This is a genomic window from Bradyrhizobium sp. SBR1B, assembly GCF_014198205.1.
Lineage (GTDB): Bacteria > Pseudomonadota > Alphaproteobacteria > Rhizobiales > Xanthobacteraceae > Bradyrhizobium.
Genome location: NZ_JACIHC010000015.1, coordinates 80,714 through 101,146, shown reverse-complemented (window position 1 = coordinate 101,146; position 20,433 = coordinate 80,714). Strand labels below are relative to the sequence as shown.

Annotated in this window: 16 protein-coding genes and 1 tRNA gene; 4 read left to right on the top strand and 13 right to left on the bottom strand. The window is 65.2% G+C overall.

Going from position 1 to position 20,433, the window contains the following annotated elements:
* Positions 1-282: 282 nt before the first annotated feature.
* Positions 283-2,124, bottom strand: a complete 1,842-nt coding sequence (locus tag GGD61_RS29700) for a caspase family protein (RefSeq protein ID WP_183231723.1) — start codon at positions 2,122-2,124, stop codon at positions 283-285.
* 371 nt (positions 2,125-2,495) lie between these two features.
* Between GGD61_RS29700 and GGD61_RS29695 the strand changes: the two genes are divergently transcribed.
* Entirely contained in the window at positions 2,496-3,356 is an 861-nt protein-coding gene (locus GGD61_RS29695; protein WP_092257771.1) for a class I SAM-dependent methyltransferase, read from the top strand.
* Between the two features lie 208 nt (positions 3,357-3,564).
* Here GGD61_RS29695 and GGD61_RS29690 read toward each other — a convergent pair whose 3' ends face one another.
* The 6 genes from GGD61_RS29690 to GGD61_RS29665 all read right to left on the bottom strand — a co-directional run bounded on the left by GGD61_RS29690 (position 3,565) and on the right by GGD61_RS29665 (position 10,734).
* Positions 3,565-4,515, bottom strand: coding sequence for a cation diffusion facilitator family transporter (locus GGD61_RS29690; RefSeq protein WP_183231722.1), 951 nt, complete (start codon positions 4,513-4,515; stop codon positions 3,565-3,567).
* Between the two features lie 2 nt (positions 4,516-4,517).
* Positions 4,518-7,736 (bottom strand): efflux RND transporter permease subunit, encoded by a 3,219-nt coding sequence (locus GGD61_RS29685; protein ID WP_183231721.1) that lies wholly within the window; start codon positions 7,734-7,736, stop codon positions 4,518-4,520.
* On the bottom strand, positions 7,729-8,703 hold the full coding sequence (ihpB, locus tag GGD61_RS29680; RefSeq protein ID WP_183231720.1) for a divalent metal ion exporter adaptor subunit IhpB: 975 nt from the start codon (positions 8,701-8,703) through the stop codon (positions 7,729-7,731). The genes GGD61_RS29685 and ihpB overlap by 8 nt, the downstream gene beginning before the upstream one ends.
* Positions 8,700-9,974 (bottom strand): divalent metal ion exporter subunit IhpA, encoded by a 1,275-nt coding sequence (ihpA, locus tag GGD61_RS29675; RefSeq protein ID WP_092257350.1) that lies wholly within the window; start codon positions 9,972-9,974, stop codon positions 8,700-8,702. Before ihpA ends, ihpB begins: the two co-directional genes overlap by 4 nt.
* 54 nt (positions 9,975-10,028) lie before the next feature.
* A complete protein-coding gene (locus tag GGD61_RS29670) occupies positions 10,029-10,391 on the bottom strand; it encodes a hypothetical protein (protein WP_183231719.1) in 363 nt (120 codons plus the stop codon).
* A gap of 121 nt (positions 10,392-10,512) precedes the next feature.
* The gene (locus tag GGD61_RS29665; protein ID WP_018320129.1) at positions 10,513-10,734 is read right to left on the bottom strand and encodes a hypothetical protein; all 222 of its coding nucleotides are present in this window, start codon (positions 10,732-10,734) and stop codon (positions 10,513-10,515) included.
* A 350-nt stretch (positions 10,735-11,084) separates the two neighbouring features.
* Between GGD61_RS29665 and GGD61_RS29660 the strand changes: the two genes are divergently transcribed.
* A complete protein-coding gene (locus GGD61_RS29660) occupies positions 11,085-11,972 on the top strand; it encodes a hypothetical protein (protein WP_018320131.1) in 888 nt (295 codons plus the stop codon).
* Between the two features lie 61 nt (positions 11,973-12,033).
* Here the strand turns inward: GGD61_RS29660 and pepT are convergent, their stop codons facing one another.
* The 6 genes from pepT to GGD61_RS29630 form a co-directional block, all read right to left on the bottom strand.
* On the bottom strand, positions 12,034-13,284 hold the full coding sequence (gene pepT, locus GGD61_RS29655) for a peptidase T (RefSeq protein ID WP_092257337.1): 1,251 nt from the start codon (positions 13,282-13,284) through the stop codon (positions 12,034-12,036).
* Between the two features lie 102 nt (positions 13,285-13,386).
* Entirely contained in the window at positions 13,387-13,716 is a 330-nt protein-coding gene (locus GGD61_RS29650; RefSeq protein WP_018320133.1) for an HU family DNA-binding protein, read from the bottom strand.
* 203 nt (positions 13,717-13,919) lie between these two features.
* Positions 13,920-13,996, bottom strand: a tRNA-Asp gene (locus tag GGD61_RS29645).
* A 159-nt stretch (positions 13,997-14,155) separates the two neighbouring features.
* The gene (locus GGD61_RS29640) at positions 14,156-14,359 is read right to left on the bottom strand and encodes a hypothetical protein (RefSeq protein ID WP_183231718.1); all 204 of its coding nucleotides are present in this window, start codon (positions 14,357-14,359) and stop codon (positions 14,156-14,158) included.
* Positions 14,360-14,501: 142 nt separating this feature from the next.
* Positions 14,502-15,797 carry an MFS transporter gene (locus tag GGD61_RS29635; RefSeq protein WP_018320135.1) on the bottom strand — a complete coding sequence of 432 codons (1,296 nt, stop codon included), beginning with the start codon at positions 15,795-15,797 and terminating at the stop codon, positions 14,502-14,504.
* Positions 15,798-15,859: 62 nt separating this feature from the next.
* Positions 15,860-17,050: an aromatic ring-hydroxylating dioxygenase subunit alpha gene (locus tag GGD61_RS29630; protein ID WP_092257334.1), complete on the bottom strand. Its 1,191-nt coding sequence runs from the start codon at positions 17,048-17,050 to the stop codon at positions 15,860-15,862.
* A 230-nt stretch (positions 17,051-17,280) separates the two neighbouring features.
* On the opposite strand from GGD61_RS29630, the gene GGD61_RS29625 reads away from it, so the two are divergent.
* Together GGD61_RS29625 and GGD61_RS29620 are read left to right on the top strand one after the other, a co-directional pair.
* Positions 17,281-17,796, top strand: a complete 516-nt coding sequence (locus GGD61_RS29625) for a MarR family winged helix-turn-helix transcriptional regulator (RefSeq protein ID WP_092257331.1) — start codon at positions 17,281-17,283, stop codon at positions 17,794-17,796.
* A gap of 177 nt (positions 17,797-17,973) precedes the next feature.
* Positions 17,974-20,229: a TonB-dependent siderophore receptor gene (locus GGD61_RS29620; protein ID WP_177237144.1), complete on the top strand. Its 2,256-nt coding sequence runs from the start codon at positions 17,974-17,976 to the stop codon at positions 20,227-20,229.
* Positions 20,230-20,433: the final 204 nt, after the last annotated feature.

Here is a 20,433-nt window from a genome sequence, read left to right as displayed (position 1 = left end):
GGTGTTCCAGTTTGCAAGACTCGCCTTCGCCGCGCTGCGCCCGCGGCGTTCACTTCGACAGGCACGATGCGACCGGGAGCGACGTGCACCGCAGGCATATCCACCTCCGCAACAGGCGGTGGCCCAATGAAATGCACGCGGGGGGCGGCCTTGAGCGAGATCGGCAACGATTAGAGAGGGAGCGGAATGCTGGCACCAGGAAAGTGAAGAACAGCCAACTCTGGGGCCGGACGGGCCGGCACCAAAATTCGACCCGGCTAAACTCCTGAAGCTGCCGAAGAGTTAGGGACACACTTCCCTGTATCCGACCGATCCCGCACCCGACGAGCTCCCACTCTCGACCCGGCATCCCGATTTGACCGGACGACAGCCTCCGTTGCCGCATATAAGCTGCCCGCTTGCCTGAGGCTTGGATGGTTTGGCTTCCGTTTGCTTGCGCTCAGTATCCCGCTTCTTGGCGTCCTCGCGCGTCGCAACCGGTTTCTTGTCCTGCACCTTCTCGCATTCATTGTCGTCATTGACGCGGTAGCCGGCGCGGCAGGCGATCTTGGTGCATGTGTCGCCGTCTGCCTTGAAGCCGCGATCGCAGATCAGCGGGCAGACGCGGCCGGGCTTGGCCTTGATCGCGTCCAGCGCATCGAAGCTCGCGAGCTTGGCATCGAATTTGGTGCCGGCATATTTGTTGAACAGCGCCAGCGAACGTTGTGACGAGGCATTCCAATCGCCGTCTGCGGAAGCTGTCAGACAGCCGACACGGCGGAGCTCCGACTGCACCAGCTTTGTCGTTTCCTGCGGCGACATCGCCGGCAGAGTCGAAGAGGGCGCAACCGCTGCCACTTTCTGCTCCGTGTTGGCGGAGGCCTGTTTCTCGGCGGCCTGCTTGGCGGCGAGCTCAGCTGCGGCCTTGTCGCTCGCGAGTTTCTCGGCCAGCGCCTTCTCGGCAGCCTGCTTCTCGGCCATTGCCTTCGCGACTGCCGCCTCGGCTTCTTTCCGGCGTTGCTCGGCTGCGGCCGCCTTGGCTTCCTCGACCTGCTTGGCCTTCTCGGCGGCGAGACGCTTGTCCTCGGCCGCCTTGGCCGCGGCCGCCGCCTTCTCCTGCTCGGTCTTGGTGGCGCGCTCGGCTGCGAGCCGGGCCTTCTCCTCTTCCGCCTGCCGGGCCTTGTCCGCCGTGGTCGCGCGGGTTTCCTCGGCGGCGATCTTGTTCAACTGGCCTTTGGCGAGATCGGTATAGAAGCCGCTCGGAAAGCGGTTGAGGAAGGCGGTCCATCCGTCGCGCGTCCCAAGCTGAAGCGCCAGTTCGTAGTCGCGCCGGATCTCACTGTCGGGGTTGGCCTGGGGGCCGGCGACGACCGGTTTCGTCGCAACCAGCGGCACGTCGTCGCCGCCCAGCGAGCCATAGACATAAGGCTCCTGCTTGTAGCCGGTGTTCTTGAGGATATCGTCGCGAACGAAACCGAAGGCCTTGCGCAGGTCGAGCCCCGGCGTCGGCAGCCGTTCGACCAGCGCTGCGGCAAACGGGCTGTTTTTGGAGTTGCCGTCTGAGGCCGTCGAGCCCGCCTTCGCCGCGAAGGCGACCATGGTGTTCGGGCTGGTCGGCTCGACCTTAGCGAGACCGCGGCCGATGGCGCGCGCGGCGATCGTGCGTTTCATGGTCTTGGCAAAGGGATTGTCGCGGCAGGCATCGAGGATGACGAGGCGGAGCTGCTTGGCCGGCTCGACCGCGAACAAAGCGCGGTCCAGCGGCAGCGTCTCGTCGAGGACGTCGCTGTCGGTCTCGAGCGTTGCGTCGGTGGGGATCAGATAGTTGGTGCCGTCAAGCTCGATGCCGTGGCCGGCATAATAGACGACGGCGACGTCGGCCTCACGCGCTTTGCCACCGAAGTCGCGCAGCGCCCGCCGCATCTCGGCGGCATTGAGATCGAGCTTGATGTCGACGAGGTCGAACCCGGCCTTCTTCAACATGCCGCCGACCGCCGAGGCGTCGTTCACCGGGTTGGTCAGCCGAGGCGCGCTCTTGTAGGCGGAATTGCCCATCACCAAGGCGACGCGCTTTTCAGCGTGCGCTGATCCGCAGCCCAGGCAGAATATCGTCAGAAAAAATAGAAAAATCCGAATCGCGCCCATTGCAGCCCCAAATCGCAATGTGATCAGAGTAGTCGCAGTGTGCCCTGGAGGCAAAGGCGCCTAATGTGACGAACATCACAGGCGCCCCTTCCGGCATCGGCCAATGTCCGCCCGCAAGTCACAACGGAGGGTTGGCCAATGTGTGCTCTGCTCGATCTCATCTACCGACATGTCTGCCGGGCTTGTCTGCGGCAAGCGCGACGCATCAGCCAGGACCGTTCGACCAGCGTAATCTCGTAGTTCCGGGCCCCGGAGCGCGACCAGCCTTAACTCCTTGAAGGGTGCGCCCGCCATCCCGACGTGGTATCGCCCCTGTGCGGTTGCAAAACCGCGACGGGTGGGCATCGCGAATGGGAATGACCGGGAACACCATGCAGCAGCCAAGCGGACACGAGCAAAACGCTGACCAGATCGCCTATTGGAACGGCCCGAGCGGCCAGCGCTGGGCCGATCGCCACACGGCCCAGGAGAGCCTGCTCGGACCGATTGCCGAGGCGCTGATCGACCGCGCCAAGCCAAGGCCCGGTGAGCGCGTTCTCGATGTCGGCTGCGGCTCCGGCGCGACGACGTTCGCGTTCGCCAAGGCGGTGGCGCCCGATGGGTTCGCGCTCGGCCTCGACGTGTCCGAGCCGATGCTGTCACAGGCGCGCGCGTTTGCGCCAAAGGGCCTGCCGCTCGATTTCGTGCTGGCCGACGCCACCGTGCATCCGTTCGAGCCGGCGAGCTTCGATCTCTTGGCCTCGCGCTTCGGCGTGATGTTCTTTGCCGATCCCATTGCCTCCTTCACCAATCTGCGGCGCGCGCTGAAGCCGACCGGGCGGCTCGCCTTCGTATGCTGGCGCGAGCCGAAGGAAAATCCGTGGATGATGGCGCCGCTGATGGCGGTCTACAAACACGTGCCGAAGATGCCGCCGGTCGGGCCGGAGGAGCCGGGCCCGTTCGCTTTCGCCTCGGAAGAGCGCGTGATGCGCATCCTGAAAGGAGCGGGTTTCGTCGACATGGCGATGGAGCCGCGCAATCTGGCGATGGATGTGGCGATCGGCGGCGGCCTCGATGCCGCGGTTGATGGCGCCTTGCAGATCGGCCCCGCCAGCCGCGCACTGCAGGGACATCCGCCGGAGACGTACGCGGCTGCAAAAGCCTCGATCCGTGAGATGCTGGCGCCGTTCCTGAAGGGGCAGAGCGTCGCGTTGCAGGGCGCGATCTGGATCGTGACCGCGAAGGCGGGGTAGGATTCGCTGCCTCGCGACGTAGTGTGCCGTACTGCCCCACACTCCGTGTCGTTCCCGCGCGCGCAGGGACCCATAACCACAGGGAGAACTTTGGCGCGAAGCTGGTCACTCCGAGTCTTCGCCAAACCACGCACTGTGGTTATGGATCCCGGATTGCGCTTCGTTTGTCCAGGACGACAGCGGAGACTGGAGCGGCTACGCACCCCTCTCACACCACATCATCCGGCGCCAGCGCGCAGCCATTGTCCGGATGGGTCTCGATCTGAAGCGTGGTGTGGCCGATGCGATGGGTCGCCTTCAGGAGCTGCGCCGTCTCCATCAGGAAGGCATCGCCGGCGCCAGTGGGCATGACGAGGTGGCAGGTCAGTGCCGTCTCGGTGGTCGAGATCGGCCAGACGTGGAGATCATGGATCGCCGACACGCCGGGACGCGCGAGCAGGAAGGCTCTGATCGCGGCGAGGTCGGTGCCTTTGGGCGCGGCCGCCATCGACATGTCGATGGAGCCGCGCAAGAGGCTGGTCGTGCTCCACAGGATGGTGGCGCAGATGACGAGGCTGGTGACGGGGTCGAGCCAGAGCCAGCCGGTCCAGATGATCAGCGCGGCCGAGACGACGACGCCGAGCGAGACCGCAGCGTCGGCGGCCATGTGCAGATAGGCGCCTTCGATGTTGATGTCGTCCTTGCGTCCGCTTGCGAACAGCAGGGCGGTGAAACCGTTGATGAGGATGCCGATGCCGGCGACCACCATCACGGTCACGCCCGCGACCGGCTGCGGCTCGCGCAGGCGCAGGATCGCCTCCCAGCCGATTGCGCCGCTCGCGACCAGCAGGAACACCGCGTTGGCCAGCGCCGCCAGGATGGTGGAGGCCCGAAAGCCGTAGGTGAAGCGGCCGCTCGGCGCGCGCCGTGCCGCGATCGAGGCGCCCCAGGCCACGACCAGACCGAGGACGTCGGACAGATTATGGCCGGCGTCCGCGAGCAGGGCGGTGGAGTTGCCGAGATAGCCGTAGACCGCCTCGGCCACGACCAGGGCGGTGTTAAGCGTGATACCGAGCGCGAACGCCTTGCCGAAATTGGCGGGGGCATGGACATGGTCGTGACCATGACCATGGTCGCCATGATCATGGTGGTGATGACCGTGATGGTCGTGGCTGCCCAATTCTAGCGCTCCCCGGACGTCGCCAAATCAGGCGCCATTGTAGGCGTTTCGTTTGCGGCGTCACGGCGGAACAGCACGTAGAGCGCGGGCAGCACCAGCAATGTCAGCACGGTCGAGGAGATGATGCCGCCGATCACCACGGTCGCCAGCGGCCGCTGCACCTCGGCGCCGGCACCGGTCGCAAGCGCCATCGGCACGAAGCCGAGCGAGGCGACCAGCGCCGTCATCAGCACCGGGCGCAGCCGCGTCAGCGCGCCTTCGCGCACGGCCTCCACGAGGGGTCGCCCCTCGCTGCGCAGCCGCTCGATGAAGGCGATGATGACGAGGCCGTTGAGGACGGCGACGCCCGACAGCGCGATGAAGCCGACACCGGCGCTGATGGACAGGGGAATGCCGCGCAGCAAGAGCGCGGCGACGCCGCCGGTCAGCGCCAGCGGCACGCCGGAAAACACCAGCGCCGCGTCCGCCGCCGATCCCATGCCCATGAACAGCAGCAGGAACACCAGCAGAAGCGCCACCGGCACCACGATCATCAGTCGTTTTGTCGCGGAGACCAATTGCTCGAATTGGCCGCCCCAGCCGATCCAGTAGCCCGGAGGTAGCTTGACCTTCTCGGCGACGGCCGTCTCGGCTTCGGTGACGAAGGAGCCGAGGTCGCGCGCGCGGACATTGGCGGTGACGACGATGCGCCGCTTGCCGTTCTCGCGGCTGATCTGGTTCGGGCCGGGCGTCGCATCGACGGTTGCGACCGACGACAGCGGCACATAGCGCATCTGGGTGAGCGGGGAGGCGGACAGCGCGGTGCGAACGGCCGTGCCGGTTGCTGCGTCCTCGCCGGGCGGCAGCGGGATCGGGATCGCCCGGATCGCCTCGAGATTGCCACGCAAATGCTCCGGCAGGCGAACCACGATGTCGAAGCGGCGATCGCCCTCGAACAGCTTGCCGGCCGATTTGCCGCCGACCGCGATCTCGACGATGCCCTGCACCTCACCGACGCTGAGGCCGTAGCGGGCGAGCGCCTGGCGATCGAGACGGACGGTGAGGATCGGAAGCCCTGCGACCTGCTCGATCTTGACGTCGCTGGCGCCCCGGATGCCGCGGATCGCGGCCTCGACCTGCTTGGCTGCGCCCTGCAGGATGTCGAGGTCGTCGCCGAAGATCTTGACGCCGACGTCGCTGCGCACTCCCGAGATCAGCTCGTTGACGCGGAACTGGATCGGCTGGGAGATCTCATAGGCGCTGCCGGGAATGTCGTCGGCGGCCTTGTCGATGGCTTCGATCACCTCCGATTTCGATTTCTCCGGGTCGGGCCATTCGCTGCGCGGCTTCAGCATGATGTAGCCGTCGGTCTGCGCCGGTGACATCGGGTCGGTGGCAATCTCGGCGGTGCCGATGCGGGTGAAGAACTCCTTCACCTCCGGAATCTGCGTGATGCGCTTTTCCAGCGCCTTCTGCAGGTCCAGCGATTGCGTCAGACTGGTGCCGGGAATCCGGATCGAGGCCAGCGCCACGTCGCCTTCGTCCAGGCTTGGAATGAACTCGCCGCCCATCCGCGAAGCGGCGATGCCGCTTGCCACCACGATGAATGCAGCCATGACGGCGACCGCGAGCCGGTTGTCGACGGCAAAGCGTAGCAGGGGGAGATAGGCGCGCTTGGCGATCCGCATGAACAGGTTTTCGTGCTCGGACACCTTGCCGGTGACGAAGATGGCTACGGCCGCCGGCACGAAGGTGATCGAGAACAGCACGGCTGCGCCCAGCGCCATCAGCACGGTCAACGCCATCGGCGTGAACATCTTGCCCTCGACGCCCGTCAGCGTCAGCACGGGCAGATAGACCACGGCGATGATCAGCGTTCCGAACAGGCTCGGCTTGATCACCTCGCTCGACCCGCGCAGGATCGCGCGCAGCCGCTCGGAGGTCGTGAGCAGGCCGCCTTTCTCGCGTTGGGCCGCGGCCAGCATGCGCAGGCAATTCTCGACGATGATCACGGCACCGTCGACGATGATGCCGAAGTCGATCGCCCCGAGGCTCATCAGGTTCGCGCTGACCTTTGTCTCGACCATGCCGGTGATCGTCATCGCCATGGACAGTGGAATGACGCAGGCTACCACGAGCGCGGCGCGGATGTTACCGAGGATCAGGAACAGCACGGCGACCACCAGCGCCGCGCCCTCGAGGAGGTTGTTCTTGACCGTGCGGATGGTGGCTTCGACCAGATCGGTGCGGTCGTAGACGGTTCGCGTCACGACGCCATCGGGCAGCGATTTGGCGATGTCCCCCAGACGGGCCGCGACGCGGCGGGCCACGGTGCGGCTGTTCTCGCCGATCAGCAGCATGGCGGTGCCGAGCACGGTCTCCTCGCCATCGCGCGTCGCGGCGCCCGTGCGCAGATCGCGGCCTTCCGTGACGGTCGCGACGTCCCTGATCCGGACGGGATTGCCGCCGCGCGAGCCGATGACGATGTCCTGAATTTCGCTGATATTGCCGACCTGGCCCGGCGAACGAACCAGATATTGCTCGCCGTTGCGCTCGATATAGCCGGCGCCGACATTGGCGTTATTTGCGGCGAGCGCCGTCATGACGTCGCGAAAGCCGAGCCGGTAGGCCATCAGCTTGCCCGGGTCCGGCAGCACGTGGAATTGCCGCTCGAAGCCGCCGATGGTGTTGACCTCGATCACTCCTGGCACGTTGCGAAGCTGCGGCTTGATGATCCAGTCCTGCACCGTGCGCAAATCGGTCAGCGAATAGTCGTGACCGCCTTGCGTCTTCGCGCCCGTCTTGGCTTCGACGGTGTACATGAAGATCTCGCCGAGCCCGGTCGAGACCGGACCCATCGCGACCTCGACGCCAGCGGGAAGCTGGTCCTTGACCTGCTGGATGCGTTCGCCGACGAGCTGGCGGGCGAAAAAGATGTCGGTGCCGTCCTTGAAGACGACCGTCACCTGGCTGAGGCCGTAGCGCGACAGCGAGCGGGTGTAGTCGAGCTTGGGCAGGCCGCCCATCGCGGTCTCGACCGGGAAGGTGATGCGCTGCTCGGTTTCGAGCGGCGAATAGCCGGGCGCGCGGGTGTTGATCTGGACCTGGACGTTGGTGATGTCAGGCACCGCGTCGATCGGGAGGCGCTGGAAATTCCAGGTCCCGAAAGCGATGGCGCCGAGCGCGAACAGCAGGATCAGCCAGCGCTGATGCAGCGAGACGGCGATCAGGCGCTCAATCATGTTCGGCCTCACCCTTGCCCATCTCCGCCTTCACGACGAAGCTGTTCTCGGCAACGTAGTGCTCGCCGGCCGACAGACCCGCCTTGATCTCGACATGGCGCGGATCGGAATCGCCTGTTTCGACCGGGCGTGCCTCGATCTTGTCGCCGTCCTCGCGAACGAACACGATGGTCCGGTTCTCCAGCGTCTGGATCGCGCTCCTGCGCACGGCGACCGCGACGTTGCGTGCGGCGAGGATCAGCCGCGCCGTGACGAACAGGCCGGGGCGCAAGCGGCCGTCCGGATTTTGCAGCACCACGCGTGCAAGCGCGGTCTGGGTCTCGCTGGAGCCGATCGGCGCCATGTAGGAGATCGTGCCCTTGATTTCGCCGCGGCCATCGTCGGGATCGATCAGCACCTCGTCGTTGAGGTGGACGCGCCGGAGGTCCTGCCGGTAGATCGACAGGTCGACCCAGATGGTGGAGAGGTCGGCGACGACGAAGGCCGGCTTCTGCTCGGAGGCGTATTCGCCGAGCGAGATCTGCCGCTCGATGATGGTTCCGGCTATAGGCGCCTTCAGCTCGTAGACGGTGAGGCTCTGGTTGCTCTCGATCGCGGCGAGCAGATCGTCCTTGCCGACCTTGTCGCCGATGCGCTTCTGGATCGATTTGGCGAGGCCCGGAAAGCGCGGCGTCACCTGCACCACGGCTTCCTGGTTGGCGCGCAGAATGCCGTTGAAGGCGAGCGTGTCGGTCAGGGTCGCGCTCGCGGCTTCGGCGAGCGTGACGCCCGCGGCTGCCAGCTTGACGTCGGAGATGCGGATGCGGTCGGCGCCGTGCTCATCCTGCTCGACATGGTCGTTCGGCTTCTTTTCGGAATGCTCAGTGTGCTCGGTATGCGCGGGCTTGGCCGGCGCGAGCACGGAATAGCCGTAAGCGCCGAGCGCGGCGGCAACGATGGCGACGAGAATGGTGGAGGACGTCTTCATCGTGCGCTCTCCCGCGCCAGCGTGAAGGGATTGCCGACGAGGCCTTCGATGGTCGCAACGCCTGCGTGGAAATTCTGAAGCGCCTCCTGCTCGCGCAGCCGCGCCTGGGTGACGCTCGCCTGCGCGTCGAGCACCTCGAGCAGGGTGAAGCGGCCCTGGCCGTAGCCTTGCGAGATCGCCTCGGACGCCTCGACGGCCTTGGGGATCGCGGTCTCGCGCAGCACCGCGAGCTCGCGCAGCGAGCCCTGGAGCGAGTCGTAGGCGCGGCCGGCAATCACGATCAGCGCGTTGCGGTTGGCCTCGCGCTCGGCCTTGGTCTTGGCGAGGCTTTCCTGCGCCGAGAGGATGTTGCCCTGGTTCTGGTCGAACACGGGGATCGGCACCGAGAGGGAGAGCCGCACCGCATCGTCATTGGTCTCGTTATAGTGACGCCATCCGGCCGCGATCCGCACGTCCGGATAGGGCTTGAGCCGTGCCAGCAAGAGCTCGGCATTGCGCTGGGCGAAGACCGCGGTCCAGCGCACCAGCTGCGGATTGGCGTCGATGGCGGCGACCACCGACTGGAACGTCGGCGGCTTGCCCATGGTGTCGAGCCGGCCGGAGACCTCGCCGAATTTCGCGGATGCCTCGCCCATCAGCACCGCAAGCTCGCGCCGGGCGCTGGCCAGCGTTGCCTTGAAGCGCTCGCGATCGGCCTTCACCAGGGCGGAGGCGACCTCGGCGCGGCCGGTCTCGGCCGGCGAGGAGGCGCCGGCCTCGACGCGGCGGCGCAAGAGCGGCGTCAAGCGGTCGATCGCGGCAATCTGCTCGTCGAGGATCTGGATGCGCCGCTGCGCGCCGAGCACGCTGAGGAAGGCGATCGCAGTCTCCGACAGCACCTCCAGCCTGACCGCCTTGCGCTGGATCGCGGCGACCTCGATACCGGCCGCGCCGGCGGCGATCCGCGCGTCGCGCTTGCCGAACAGCTCGAAGGCCTGGCTGATCTGGAGCGTGGTCTCGGCCGATCGCGTCCCGCGGTACTTGCCGGAACCGAATGAATCGTCCTGCTCGTAAGACAGCTCCGGATTGAACAGGGCGCCGGCCTGGATCCGTTGGCCCGTGGCGATGCCGACGTCGCGCTCCGCCGCCGTCAGCCGTGGGCTCGCGGCCAGCGCGCGCGACAGCGCGCTTCGCATCGTCAAAGTCTGGGCGTGCGACGGCGCAATCGCCGATCCGGCAATCAGACACGCCACCGCGCACGCCAGGCGCGCGGCCATTCTCCTGCGAAACATAAAACCGACCTGTGAAGGATGAACCTAATGGGCGCGGACGCCCGACCAATCCGTTCAGGCAATATGTTTGGGAGGCGGAGAATCGGTATCGGGGGTAATTCCGGCGAGCCGGGGCGCATGCTGCGGGCTCGATGCAGCTGCAAGCGCGACCGATGCGGCCGCAGGCGCCGGCTGTGTCACGGTCAGCGAGAAGCAGCCATGGCAATGATGTTCGCCGATCGCCTTGTGGTCACTATGGCCCGTGGGGCCATCAAGGACCGCGGCGATCTCCGAGCCGCCGCCGGGCGTGGTGACGTCGATGTCGTGCGAGCCATGCAGCGCGCCCGCGAGCAGATAGACGACCGCGATCAGCACAGACAGGAGCCCGCGCCAATTGCGCCGGCGGCAAGTTCCTGAGGGCTGGCGGTTCGCGGGCACGACGTCACTCTGGTTGCGGTCTGTGCCCGGCCTAGCATGGGGGCGGGAACAGTGTCGACCCGCAACATTGTTACGTCCCTTGAAGAATTGCCGCAGTGCTGGCCGCATATGCCAGCGCTTCTCATTGGCGTGTGATCAGGCCCAGTTGAGCGTCGGCTGCCGCTTCTGGAACATCGCCGGTGTCGCCGTCCTCGGCCGGGACGATTGCGCAACGGCCGGCTTCCATCGCCCGCTCCAGCCATTTGATGGCTTCATCGATCCATCTGTCGTGCTGTTCGGGATCGGCGATCGCCTTTTCCCGAAATGCATCTGCCTGATGAAGGCACGCCGTTCTGCGGTCCACGCGGCTCTCCCCGATCCGGAGGTTCCGCCCCGGTGGCATCCTTTATGATCGCAGAGCCGGCGTCGTTAACATAGGACAGGAAACGCAAAAGGAAGGCCCCAGCCCGGGGCTGACCGGCTGAGGCCTTCGTGCTCACAATCTTCATCCTTGGGACTTGAGCAGACAATGCGCATCGGGCCGGTTCGTTCCGCACTTCGATGCCGAATTAGGAACGTTCCTCATTCGTCCCGATTAGCGATCAGGAATGTTTGAGGAGGATGGGACTATGGACGGACTGATTTATCTGATCGGCCTGATCGTCGTGATCATGGCGATCCTGTCGTTCTTCGGCCTGCGCTGAGAGAACGGCAATGGAAACGCTCGTACGGGAAGACATGATGGAGGGCGGCGGGGCGGCGTCCGACAACCGCCGGACCATCCAGTGGAGTTCGGTGTTCGCAGGCGCTCTCGCCGCCGGTGCAATGTCGTTCATCCTGATCGGCTTTGGCGTCGCGGTCGGCCTGGGTGTCAGTTCAGCCTCGCCGACATGGCGCGATGCCTCGGCGGCGCTGGCGCTGCTGTCCGGGCTGTACCTGATCATCCAGGCGATCATCAGCTTCGGGTTCGGTGGCTACATCGCCGGCCGGACGACGCGACCGGCGCCCGCGCTGGCGACGATCGAAGACGATGGCGAACGACGGGACGGCCTGCACGGGCTGACCTCCTGGGCCCTGGCCGTGCTGGCTGGCGCGGCTCTGCTCGCGCTGCTCGGCGCTGCCGCGATCGACCGTTCGCCAATGCGCAGCTCGGCAAGCAATACGTCCGCGGCCGAGCCGCTGCTCAGCTATGAGCTCGACAAGCTGTTCCGCGCGCCGCGTCGCGCCCCAAACATCGATCTGAGGGAGGCACGCGCTGAGGCGGGACGGATTCTGATGACGTCGTCCAGCCATAGCGGAGTCAGCACCGACGACCGAGCCTATCTGGTGCAGCAGGTTGCTGGTCTGACGGGGCTGCAGGCTCCCGACGCCGAACGGCGGGTCGATGCGCTGATCGCGGACTCCAAGACCGCCATCAACCGTGCGCGGCGCAACTCGATCATCGTGGCGTTCTCGGTCGCGGCCGCGACCCTGATCGGTGCCGCGGTGGCGTGGGCGGCGGCGGTGGCCGGCGGACGACACCGCGATGGAGAACCATTGCCGAATTGGATGGCGAGCTCAAATCGCTTCCATCGCAATCCGCGCGCAATGCCGGTGCCGTAGCTCCAAAGCAATGGCCGAGCGGCAAGCCCGGCCATTTCGGCATGCATAACCATGGGGGGCGTCAGGCCTTCTCCTCCCAGATCATCGCCAGATGCACGATGGTCTGCACGGCCTTTTCCATGTCCTGCCGGCTGACCCATTCGAGCCGCGAATGAAACGCGTGCTCGCCGGCAAAGATGTTGGGGCAGGGCAGGCCCATGAAGGACAGGCGCGAGCCGTCGGTGCCGCCGCGGATCGCGGTGCGCATCGGGCGCAGGCCGGCGCGGCGGATCGCCTCGATGGCGTATTCGAGCACGTGCGGGTGACGGTCGATCACCTGCTTCATGTTGCGGTACTGCTCCCGCACCTCGAACGTGTAGGTCGAGCGCGGATAGTCTTTCATCACGTCCTTGACGATGGTCTCGAGCAGGACCTCCTTCTCCTTCAGTCCTTCCTCGGTGAAGTCGCGGACGATGAAAGAGAGTCTTGCCTGCTCCAGCGCGCCCTCGATGCCGATCGGATGCAAAAAGCCCTGCTTGCCCGAGGTCGTCTCCGGCGAGCAGCCTTCCTTCGGCAGCCGTTCGACGATGGCGGCCGCGATCTTGATCGCGTGCTCCATCTTGCCCTTGGCGTAGCCGGGATGGGCGCTGACGCCGTTGATGGTGATGGTGGCGCCGTCGGCCGAGAAGGTCTCGTCCTCGACGCAGCCGGCGCTTTCGCCGTCCATGGTGTAACCGAAATCGGCGCCGAGCTTCTTCAGATCGACATTGTCGACGCCGCGGCCGATCTCCTCGTCCGGCGTGAACAGGATCTTGATGGTGCCGTGCTTCACATCGGGGTTGTTGATGAAGAAGTGCGCGGCATCCATGATCTCGGCAACGCCCGCCTTGTTGTCGGCGCCTAGCAGCGTGGTGCCGTCGGTGGTGATGATGTCGTTGCCGATCTGGTTCTTCAGCGCAGGGTGCTCAGTGAAGCGGATCACCTGGCTGGCATCGCCTGGCAGGGTGATGTCACCGCCGCGATAGTTCTTCAGAACTTGCGGCTTGACGTCCTTGCCGGTGACGTCGGGCGAAGTGTCCATGTGCGAGCAGAAGCAGATCACCGGCACCTTCTTGTCCGTGGTGGCCGGGATCGTTCCGTAGACGTAGCCGTAATCGTCGAGATGCGCGTCGGCGACGCCCATGGCCTTGAGCTCGGCGGCGAGCACGCGGCCGAGATCCTTCTGCTTCTCGGTCGAGGGCGAGCGAGGGGATTCCGGATCGGACTGGGTGTCGATGGTGACGTAGCGCAGGAAGCGCTCGGTCACGGTATGCGAAAAGGTGAGGGAGGACATTTCTGGTCAAACCGCCGGGGTCAGGGAAGCAGCCGGTATACCAGAAAAGCGGGCCGCGTTGCGGCAGGAAGGAGGTGGGATCAGGCTTAACGAAGGGTAGCCTCAGATCGCCTCTTTCAGTTCCTTGACCGGACGGAAGGTAACCTTCTTGCTGGCCTTGATGTGGATCGGCTCGCCGGTGGCGGGATTGCGGCCGGTGCGGGCGGCGCGCTTGCGGACCTGGAGGATGCCGAGCCCGACGATGCGGACCCGGTCGCCCTTCCTAAGGTGCTTGGCGATCAAATCGACCATGTCGGTCAGGACCGCCTCGGCGCGCTTTTTCGACAGCTCCTGGCTCTCGGCGATATCGGCGGCGAGGTGCTTGAGCGTAATGGTGGCGGGAGCGGCTGCCTTCTTTGTCGAATCCTTCTTGGCCGGATCCTTCTTAGCCATGACTGGCCTCCTCGGTTGTCCAATGACAGGGTATCCCTGGAAAAGCCGAGAATGGGTGGGGATCCCTCTAAGTCCTTTGAGACGTAGACGATTCGGGCGCGGGCTGACTATGCCGAGAGTTCCCGCCAGCGGCAGGCAATCGCCGGCGCAGATGCGGCGGAAGTCGAGAAGTTCAAGCTAAGACTATGAAGGGATTGCCAAAATGGCGCGAGAGACGGGGCTCGAACCCGCGACCTCCGGCGTGACAGGCCGGCGCTCTAACCAACTGAGCTACTCCCGCGTGGTTCGCTCGATGCGCGCGGAACGAGGGGGGAATTAAAGGCGGGGCTGAGTGAAGTCAAGGACGTTGCGCTTCACCGGTGCAACTCGGCTAAGCATTGCTCTGGAAAACGAAAAAGGCCGCCCGGAGGCGGCCGTCGGTCAGCCGGAAGGGGACGTATCAGCGAATCTCGGACGTGCCCGCGCTCGTCACCACCACCGGCTTGCCGGCCTTGATGACGTGGGTGGACTGGGCGGTCTGGCTGAAATCGGCATTGGTGCGGGCTGCGATGCCAAAGGCCGCCACAGTGATGCCAGCCACCAGCGCCACCACCACGATCTTCAGGTGGGTCGCACGATCAGCAGAGTGAATTGAGTGGTTCATCTGAGCCTCCCGACGGGCTTTGCCGCCGTCTGTAGGCTCATGTCTTAAGGACCATCTGTTTCCGGATGGTTTCACGGGTTCCGCAAAATGGTTTCATCTCGCCGCCCGGCTGGTTTCGCCGGGCGGGCCCACCGGGTCGGTCTCAGGCCGCGGCCCGGCCGATGTCGTCCCGGATCGCGCGGGCGGCCCAGATGAACAAGAGGGCGCCGAGCGTGGTCGTGACCGCCGCCGAGAGCAGGGAATAGCGCACGGCCTCTGCGCCATAACTGCCCTTCAGCGCGTCATTGACCATGCCGACCGCGAGCGGGCCGACGCCCTGGCCGAAGCAGGTGGCGGTGAGCGCGATCAGCGCGGAAGCGAGCGCGCGCATGCTGGGCTTGGCCACCGTCTGCGCGATCGCGAAGATCGGGCCGAGATGGAAGCCGACCAGGAACGAGGTCAGCGCCAGCATGGCGACCATCATCGCGAAATCCTGCGTCAGCATGCACAGCGCGAACACGGGGCCGGCCAGCCCTGAGGTGATGGCGGGCGCCCACAGCTTCCAGCGGTCGTCGCGGCGGCTGACTTGCGCCACGACGAAGCCGCCGAGCAGGGTGCCGGCCATGCCGGCGAGGCCCTTGAAGGTACCGGCATAGGTGCCGATCTCCGCGCTCGACAGATGGTGCACGCGCGCCAGGAACGGCGGGATCCAGGCCGCGGTGGCGTAGTTCGTGTAGGTGGTGAGGCAGAAGCCGATCAGGACGATGATGAAGCTGCGCTGCGAGGCGAGGAAACGTAGCGTTGGCCCGAGCGGCTCGGGCACGAAGCTCTCCTGCATCGCGCCGCGCTTCGGCTCGGAGATCGTCAGCCACAGCACCAGTGCGAGCAGGATGCCGGGCAGGCCGGCGACATAGAAGGCCATCCGCCAGCCATAGTGCTGGTTGACGTAGCCGCCGACGAAATAGCCGAGGAAGACGCCGAGATAGGTGCCGATGGCGTAGATGCCGAGCGCGCGCGGGCGCTCGTTCTTGGCAAAGAGATCGGCGACGATCGACTGCGAGGCGGGAGAGCCGGCGGATTCGCCGATGCCGACGCCGATGCGCGCCAGTGCCAGCGAGGTTACGCTGGTGGCCGCGCCGCACAGCGCCGTCATCGCGCTCCAGAATGCAAAGGCGACGGCCACGATGTTGCGCCGGTTGAGCCGGTCGGCGACGCGCGCGATGGGAATGCCGAGCAGGGAATAGAACAGCGCAAAGCCGAAGCCCGCGAGCAGGCCCATCATGGTGTCGCTGAGCGCAAACTCCTTCTTGATCGGCTCGATCAGGACGTTGAAGATCGTGCGGTCGAGAAAGTTCAGCGCGTAGATGATGGTGAGCAGCCCCAGCACGTAATAGCGCCGCGCCGGGGGCTTTGCCGCGGCAGCCGTTTGCACCGACATCTGTGACGTCACATCGACCATCGCTTCCCCCAATTTGTGTTTATTGTCGTTAATGGTCCAGCCCGGAAGTAGCGGCTGGAAGGTCAGCCTTCGCGGATGTAATTCCCCGCTTCGAAGTCGACCGGCGGCGCGCTGGCATCGAACGAGACGCCGATCGGGTCGCGGCCTGCGGCGAGTGCGTCGAGCTGGTCGCTCAGCATGCGCCGGATCATGAGGATCCCGCGGTCGCTCTGGCCGAAATGTTCCTCGGAATGGATCGTCACCTCGCCCTGGCCGACCTGGGCCTCATAGTCGCCCGGAAATTGCTGGTGCTCTTGCTCGGTCATGTCCCACCAGAACTTGCCGTTGAACTTCGAGCGCATGCGGCTGATGTCGCCGGAGTTCTTGACGCGGCCGGCGACGTAGATCCGGAAGGAGCCATCGTCGATCGGAAGCACCCAGCCGATCGACTCGACGCGCGCGAACTGCGCGACGCGCGGGTTCGGCACGACGCGCAGCGTCGGCAGCGCAGCCTCGCTGACGCGATAGAACACCTTGCCGTCGTCCTGCTTGCGCTCGGAGCGCACGAGGACGCCGCGCGGCGATTTCTCGAACTTCACCTCAGGGATCGACGCCATCATGTTGGTGAATTGCGGTCCCGAGAACGAGCCGTGCAGCACCGGCACGTGATAGGGATCGACCACGTTCTCGAAATGCTGCAGCCAGTTGCAGGGGATGATGGCGGGGCCACCGCCGCCGATCGAGGAATCATCGGCCTCGACCAGCTCACCGTCGTCCATTGTCTCCAGGCATTCGTAAGCCGGCAGCACCGGGCGTTTCTCGGCCGGGCCCATATAGGCGAAGATCAGGCCGTAGCGTTCCTCGACCGGATACCAGGGCTGGCGCACCTTGTCCTTGAACTGGCCGCCGTCGGGCTCGCAGGGCTGCTCCAGGCAGTGGCCCTCGGTGTCGAACTTCCAGCCGTGATAGCAGCAACGGATGCCGTCCTCCTCGACCTTGCCATAGTAGAGCGTGGTGCCGCGGTGGCAGCATCGGGCGTGCAACAGGCCGGCGCGGCCATGCCTGTCGCGGAACAGCACCAGATCCTCGCCGAGCGCGCGCACCTTCTTAGGTGTGTCGGTGGCGTCACCGACGAGCCCGACCGGGTGCCAGTAACGGCGCAGCAGCTCGCCCATCGGCGTGCCGCGCGCGACCGAGGTGAGCTCAGTGCGGGTATGCGCCGGCTTCATCGCGTAGGCCGTGCCGAGGTCACGATCCCGCTGGGTGATGGTCATACCTGGTTCCTCCCGCTTTGGCCGTGATGGCCGGGCCTTTTCGGCACCTTGGATCCAGTGAAAGATAATTCGATGACAATGTCAACGATCTTCCAAATGCCTCTTAATCGCATTTGATGAAGCGTCCGGCCGGGCTTGGCAGGCTCGGACTTGGCAGGCTCGGACTTGGCAGGCCCGGACTTGGCAGCGTCGGGCTTGGCAGGCTTGGGCTTTCTTGGCAGAGGTGGATCATGAGCCAGACCGAGAGCAGGGGCGGGGCGACGTCGCCCGCAGCGGACGAGAGCGAACCGTCGGCCCCGATCACCGTGATGCTGTCGTCGCGACTGATGGTGCTTGCCAATCTGCTCAAGCGCGGCGCGATCCTGCGCTACAAGCGCCTCACCGGATTGTCCTCGGTCGAGTTCGGTCTCGTCGCCTCGCTTGGCCGCCGGCCGCCGATGAGCGTGGCGCGGCTCGCTGAAGCCGTCGGCCAGGACAAGGGACAGATCAGCCGCGCGCTGGCCAATCTGCTCTCGCGCAAGCTGATCGCAAAGACCGCGAATCCGAAAGATAGCCGCGAGGTGCTGATCTCGCTGACCCCAGCGGGGCTCGCCGCGCATGATGCGATCGTCGAGGGCGCGCAGGAGCGCAATCGGCGCCTGCTGGAACAGCTGAGCGAAGCCGAGTTCCACACGCTGCTGGGGCAGGTCGACCAGCTCACGGCGATCGCCGCCGAGATGCTCGAGAGCGAGAAGAACGCGCGCTGATCATCCAGCAATCTCTGAACATGTTGGATCGCTTCTAAGAGTCTTTCTAAGAAGCTTTCAATTAGGGAATTCTCGCGCGCTCCCATAAGCGTCACCTCCAAGCGCATGCCGTCCGGGGACAGGCGGCATGACGCATCGAACATGCAGCTTTGGGGTGGCGCGTTGAACAGTCTTGGAATGCTGCGGTCGGCCGTGCTGGCGACCGCATCCGCTTGGGTTTTGATGCCGCAGGCATCGCTTGCACAATCGTCCGCGCAGGGTGGCGCAGCGAGCCTGCCGCCGGTGACCGTCACCGCGCCGGAAGCGCGCCGCCGCGCGACCACGACCCCTCAGCGCCGTGCGCCGCGGTCGTCGGAGCAGATCGCCAACAGGAACAGGCCGCAGCCGCAGCGCAACGTCGGCTTCGTCGAGACGCCGCGCGGCCCAGTGAACGGCTACGTCGCGGGTCGCAGTTCGTCCGGCACCAAGACCAACACGCCGATCATCGAGACGCCGCAGTCAGTGTCCGTCATCGGCGCCGAGCAGATCCGCGACCAGAAGCCCAACAAGCTCGATGAGGTCCTGCGCTACACTGCCGGCGTGCGCGCAGGGACTTTCGGCACGGATACCCGCAACGACTGGTGGTTGATCCGCGGCTTCAAGTCCGAGGACATCGGACTGTTTCTCGACGGCATGCAGCTGTTCTACACGTCCTATGCCAGCTGGAAACTGCAGACCCCCAACATGGAGCGGGTCGAGGTATTGCGCGGTCCGTCGGCGGTGCTTTACGGGGGATCAAGCCCGAGCGGCATCGTCAACGTCATCAGCAAGATGCCGCCGGCCGAGCCGATCCGCTACATCGAGGCCGGCGTCAATAATTTCGGCAATGCCTATGTCAGTTTCGACATGGGCGGTCCGGTCGCGACGAGCCCCGAGAACGGCAAACTGTTCGCGCGCGTGGTCGGCCAGGTCCAGAACGGCGGCACGCAGGTCAACTTCACGCCGGACAACAACTACTTCATCGCACCGTCGTTCACGTGGAAGCCGGATGCCGACACGAGCTTCACGGTGCTTGCGTCTGCCTCGAAGCAGGACACCCGCGGCATCAACTTCCTGCCCTACCAGGGCACGGTGACGAACGCGCCGTTCGGCAAGATTCCCACGAGCTTCTTCGTCGGAGATCCAACCGTCGACAAATTCACGCGCGAGCAGGAGATGCTGGGCTATCAGTTCGAGCGCAATCTTACCGACGACCTGACGTTCCGCCAGAACGCCCGCTTTGCGCATGTCGACATCAGCTACCGCGGCTATGTCGGCAACGGTTGGGACAGCATCAACACCGCCACGATGGGACGATATAATTGGTACGCGAAGAACACCGCCAACCAGGCCAATCTCGATAATCAGCTCGAGTATCGCTTCAACACCGGTCCGGTCAGACACACAATGCTGTTCGGCGTCGATCTGAGAGGCTACCAGATCGACGATTATCAAGCCTTCGGATTCGGCGTACCCTCGATCAACGTTTTCAATCCGGCCTATGGGGGAGCCGAGGTTGCGTTGCCGAGCGCGCCGTTCCGTAACTTCCTCATCACACAGAAGCAGGCCGGCACCTATCTCCAGGACCAGATGAAGCTCGGCAACTTCACGCTGGTGCTGAGCGGCCGCAATGACTGGGTCGAAACGACGCAAGAAGCGCGGGACACCGGCGCAACCGTTGCCAGCCGTGACGACAGCAGGTTCAGCGGCCGCGCCGGACTGATCTACAATTTCGACAACGGCATCGCGCCCTACGTCTCGTATTCGACGAGCTACAATCCGATCATCGGCCTCAATGCGACGAACCAGCTGTTCCTGCCGGAGACCGGCAAGCAGGCCGAAATCGGCGTGAAGGTCGCGCCAAAAGGCTTCGATGGCTATTTCACGGTTTCGGCTTTCGATTTGGTCCGTCAAAACGTCGCGACGACATTACCGGGCAGCGTTCCGGTCTTGCAGAACCAGACCGGCGAGGTGACCTCGCGCGGCATCGAGCTGGAAGCGGTGGCCAATGCCACGAAGGAGCTGAAGTTCATCGGCGCCTTCACGTCCTATCATCTCTTCAACAGCAAAGACCTCGACCCGACCCTCGTCGGCAAGACGCCGACCAATACGCCCCAGCTTCTGGTATCGGGATGGGCCGACTACACCTTCAAGGATGGACCGTTGGAAGGGTTCGGCTTTGGCGGTGGCGTGCGTTACATCGGCCCGTCCTGGGCGGATGCTGCAAACACCCTCGAAGTTCCCGCAGTCGTGCTCGGCGATCTCGCGCTCCACTATGAATGGCAGAACTGGCGTACGGCGCTGAACGTGATCAACCTGACCGACAAGATCTATGTCGCGAGCTGCGCGTCGGCCACGTCGTGCTTCTACGGCGATCGCCGGCGTGTCACCGCCAGCGTCTCCTACAAATGGTGAGGGCGGGAAAAGGGCAGCGCCATCTGGCGCCGCCGCTCTTCCTCACGAGATAGATGAGCTCCCGGGCTATGCCCCCCAGCCCGAAGCTCATCCGAGCGCGGCGCGCGCGACGGCCCAGGATGTCGCCGTCGCCGCGCTCGCGGCTGGACCCCGGCCGGACTGCAATATATCGCCTGAGGCGGGGCTCGCCCCCCGCGCGATGCA

Bases quoted from the DNA above. Each gene is read 5' to 3' on its own strand.
- GGD61_RS29700 (WP_183231723.1), bottom strand. From the start codon at position 2,124: ATGGGCGCGATTCGGATTTTTCTATTTTTTCTGACGATATTCTGCCTG.
- GGD61_RS29695 (WP_092257771.1), top strand. From the start codon at position 2,496: ATGCAGCAGCCAAGCGGACACGAGCAAAACGCTGACCAGATCGCCTAT.
- GGD61_RS29685 (WP_183231721.1), bottom strand. From the start codon at position 7,736: ATGATTGAGCGCCTGATCGCCGTCTCGCTGCATCAGCGCTGGCTGATC.
- ihpB (WP_183231720.1), bottom strand. From the start codon at position 8,703: ATGAAGACGTCCTCCACCATTCTCGTCGCCATCGTTGCCGCCGCGCTC.
- ihpA (WP_092257350.1), bottom strand. From the start codon at position 9,974: ATGTTTCGCAGGAGAATGGCCGCGCGCCTGGCGTGCGCGGTGGCGTGT.
- GGD61_RS29660 (WP_018320131.1), top strand. From the start codon at position 11,085: ATGGAAACGCTCGTACGGGAAGACATGATGGAGGGCGGCGGGGCGGCG.
- pepT (WP_092257337.1), bottom strand. From the start codon at position 13,284: ATGTCCTCCCTCACCTTTTCGCATACCGTGACCGAGCGCTTCCTGCGC.
- GGD61_RS29650 (WP_018320133.1), bottom strand. From the start codon at position 13,716: ATGGCTAAGAAGGATCCGGCCAAGAAGGATTCGACAAAGAAGGCAGCC.
- GGD61_RS29640 (WP_183231718.1), bottom strand. From the start codon at position 14,359: ATGAACCACTCAATTCACTCTGCTGATCGTGCGACCCACCTGAAGATC.
- GGD61_RS29635 (WP_018320135.1), bottom strand. From the start codon at position 15,797: ATGGTCGATGTGACGTCACAGATGTCGGTGCAAACGGCTGCCGCGGCA.
- GGD61_RS29630 (WP_092257334.1), bottom strand. From the start codon at position 17,050: ATGACCATCACCCAGCGGGATCGTGACCTCGGCACGGCCTACGCGATG.
- GGD61_RS29625 (WP_092257331.1), top strand. From the start codon at position 17,281: ATGAGCCAGACCGAGAGCAGGGGCGGGGCGACGTCGCCCGCAGCGGAC.
- GGD61_RS29620 (WP_177237144.1), top strand. From the start codon at position 17,974: ATGCTGCGGTCGGCCGTGCTGGCGACCGCATCCGCTTGGGTTTTGATG.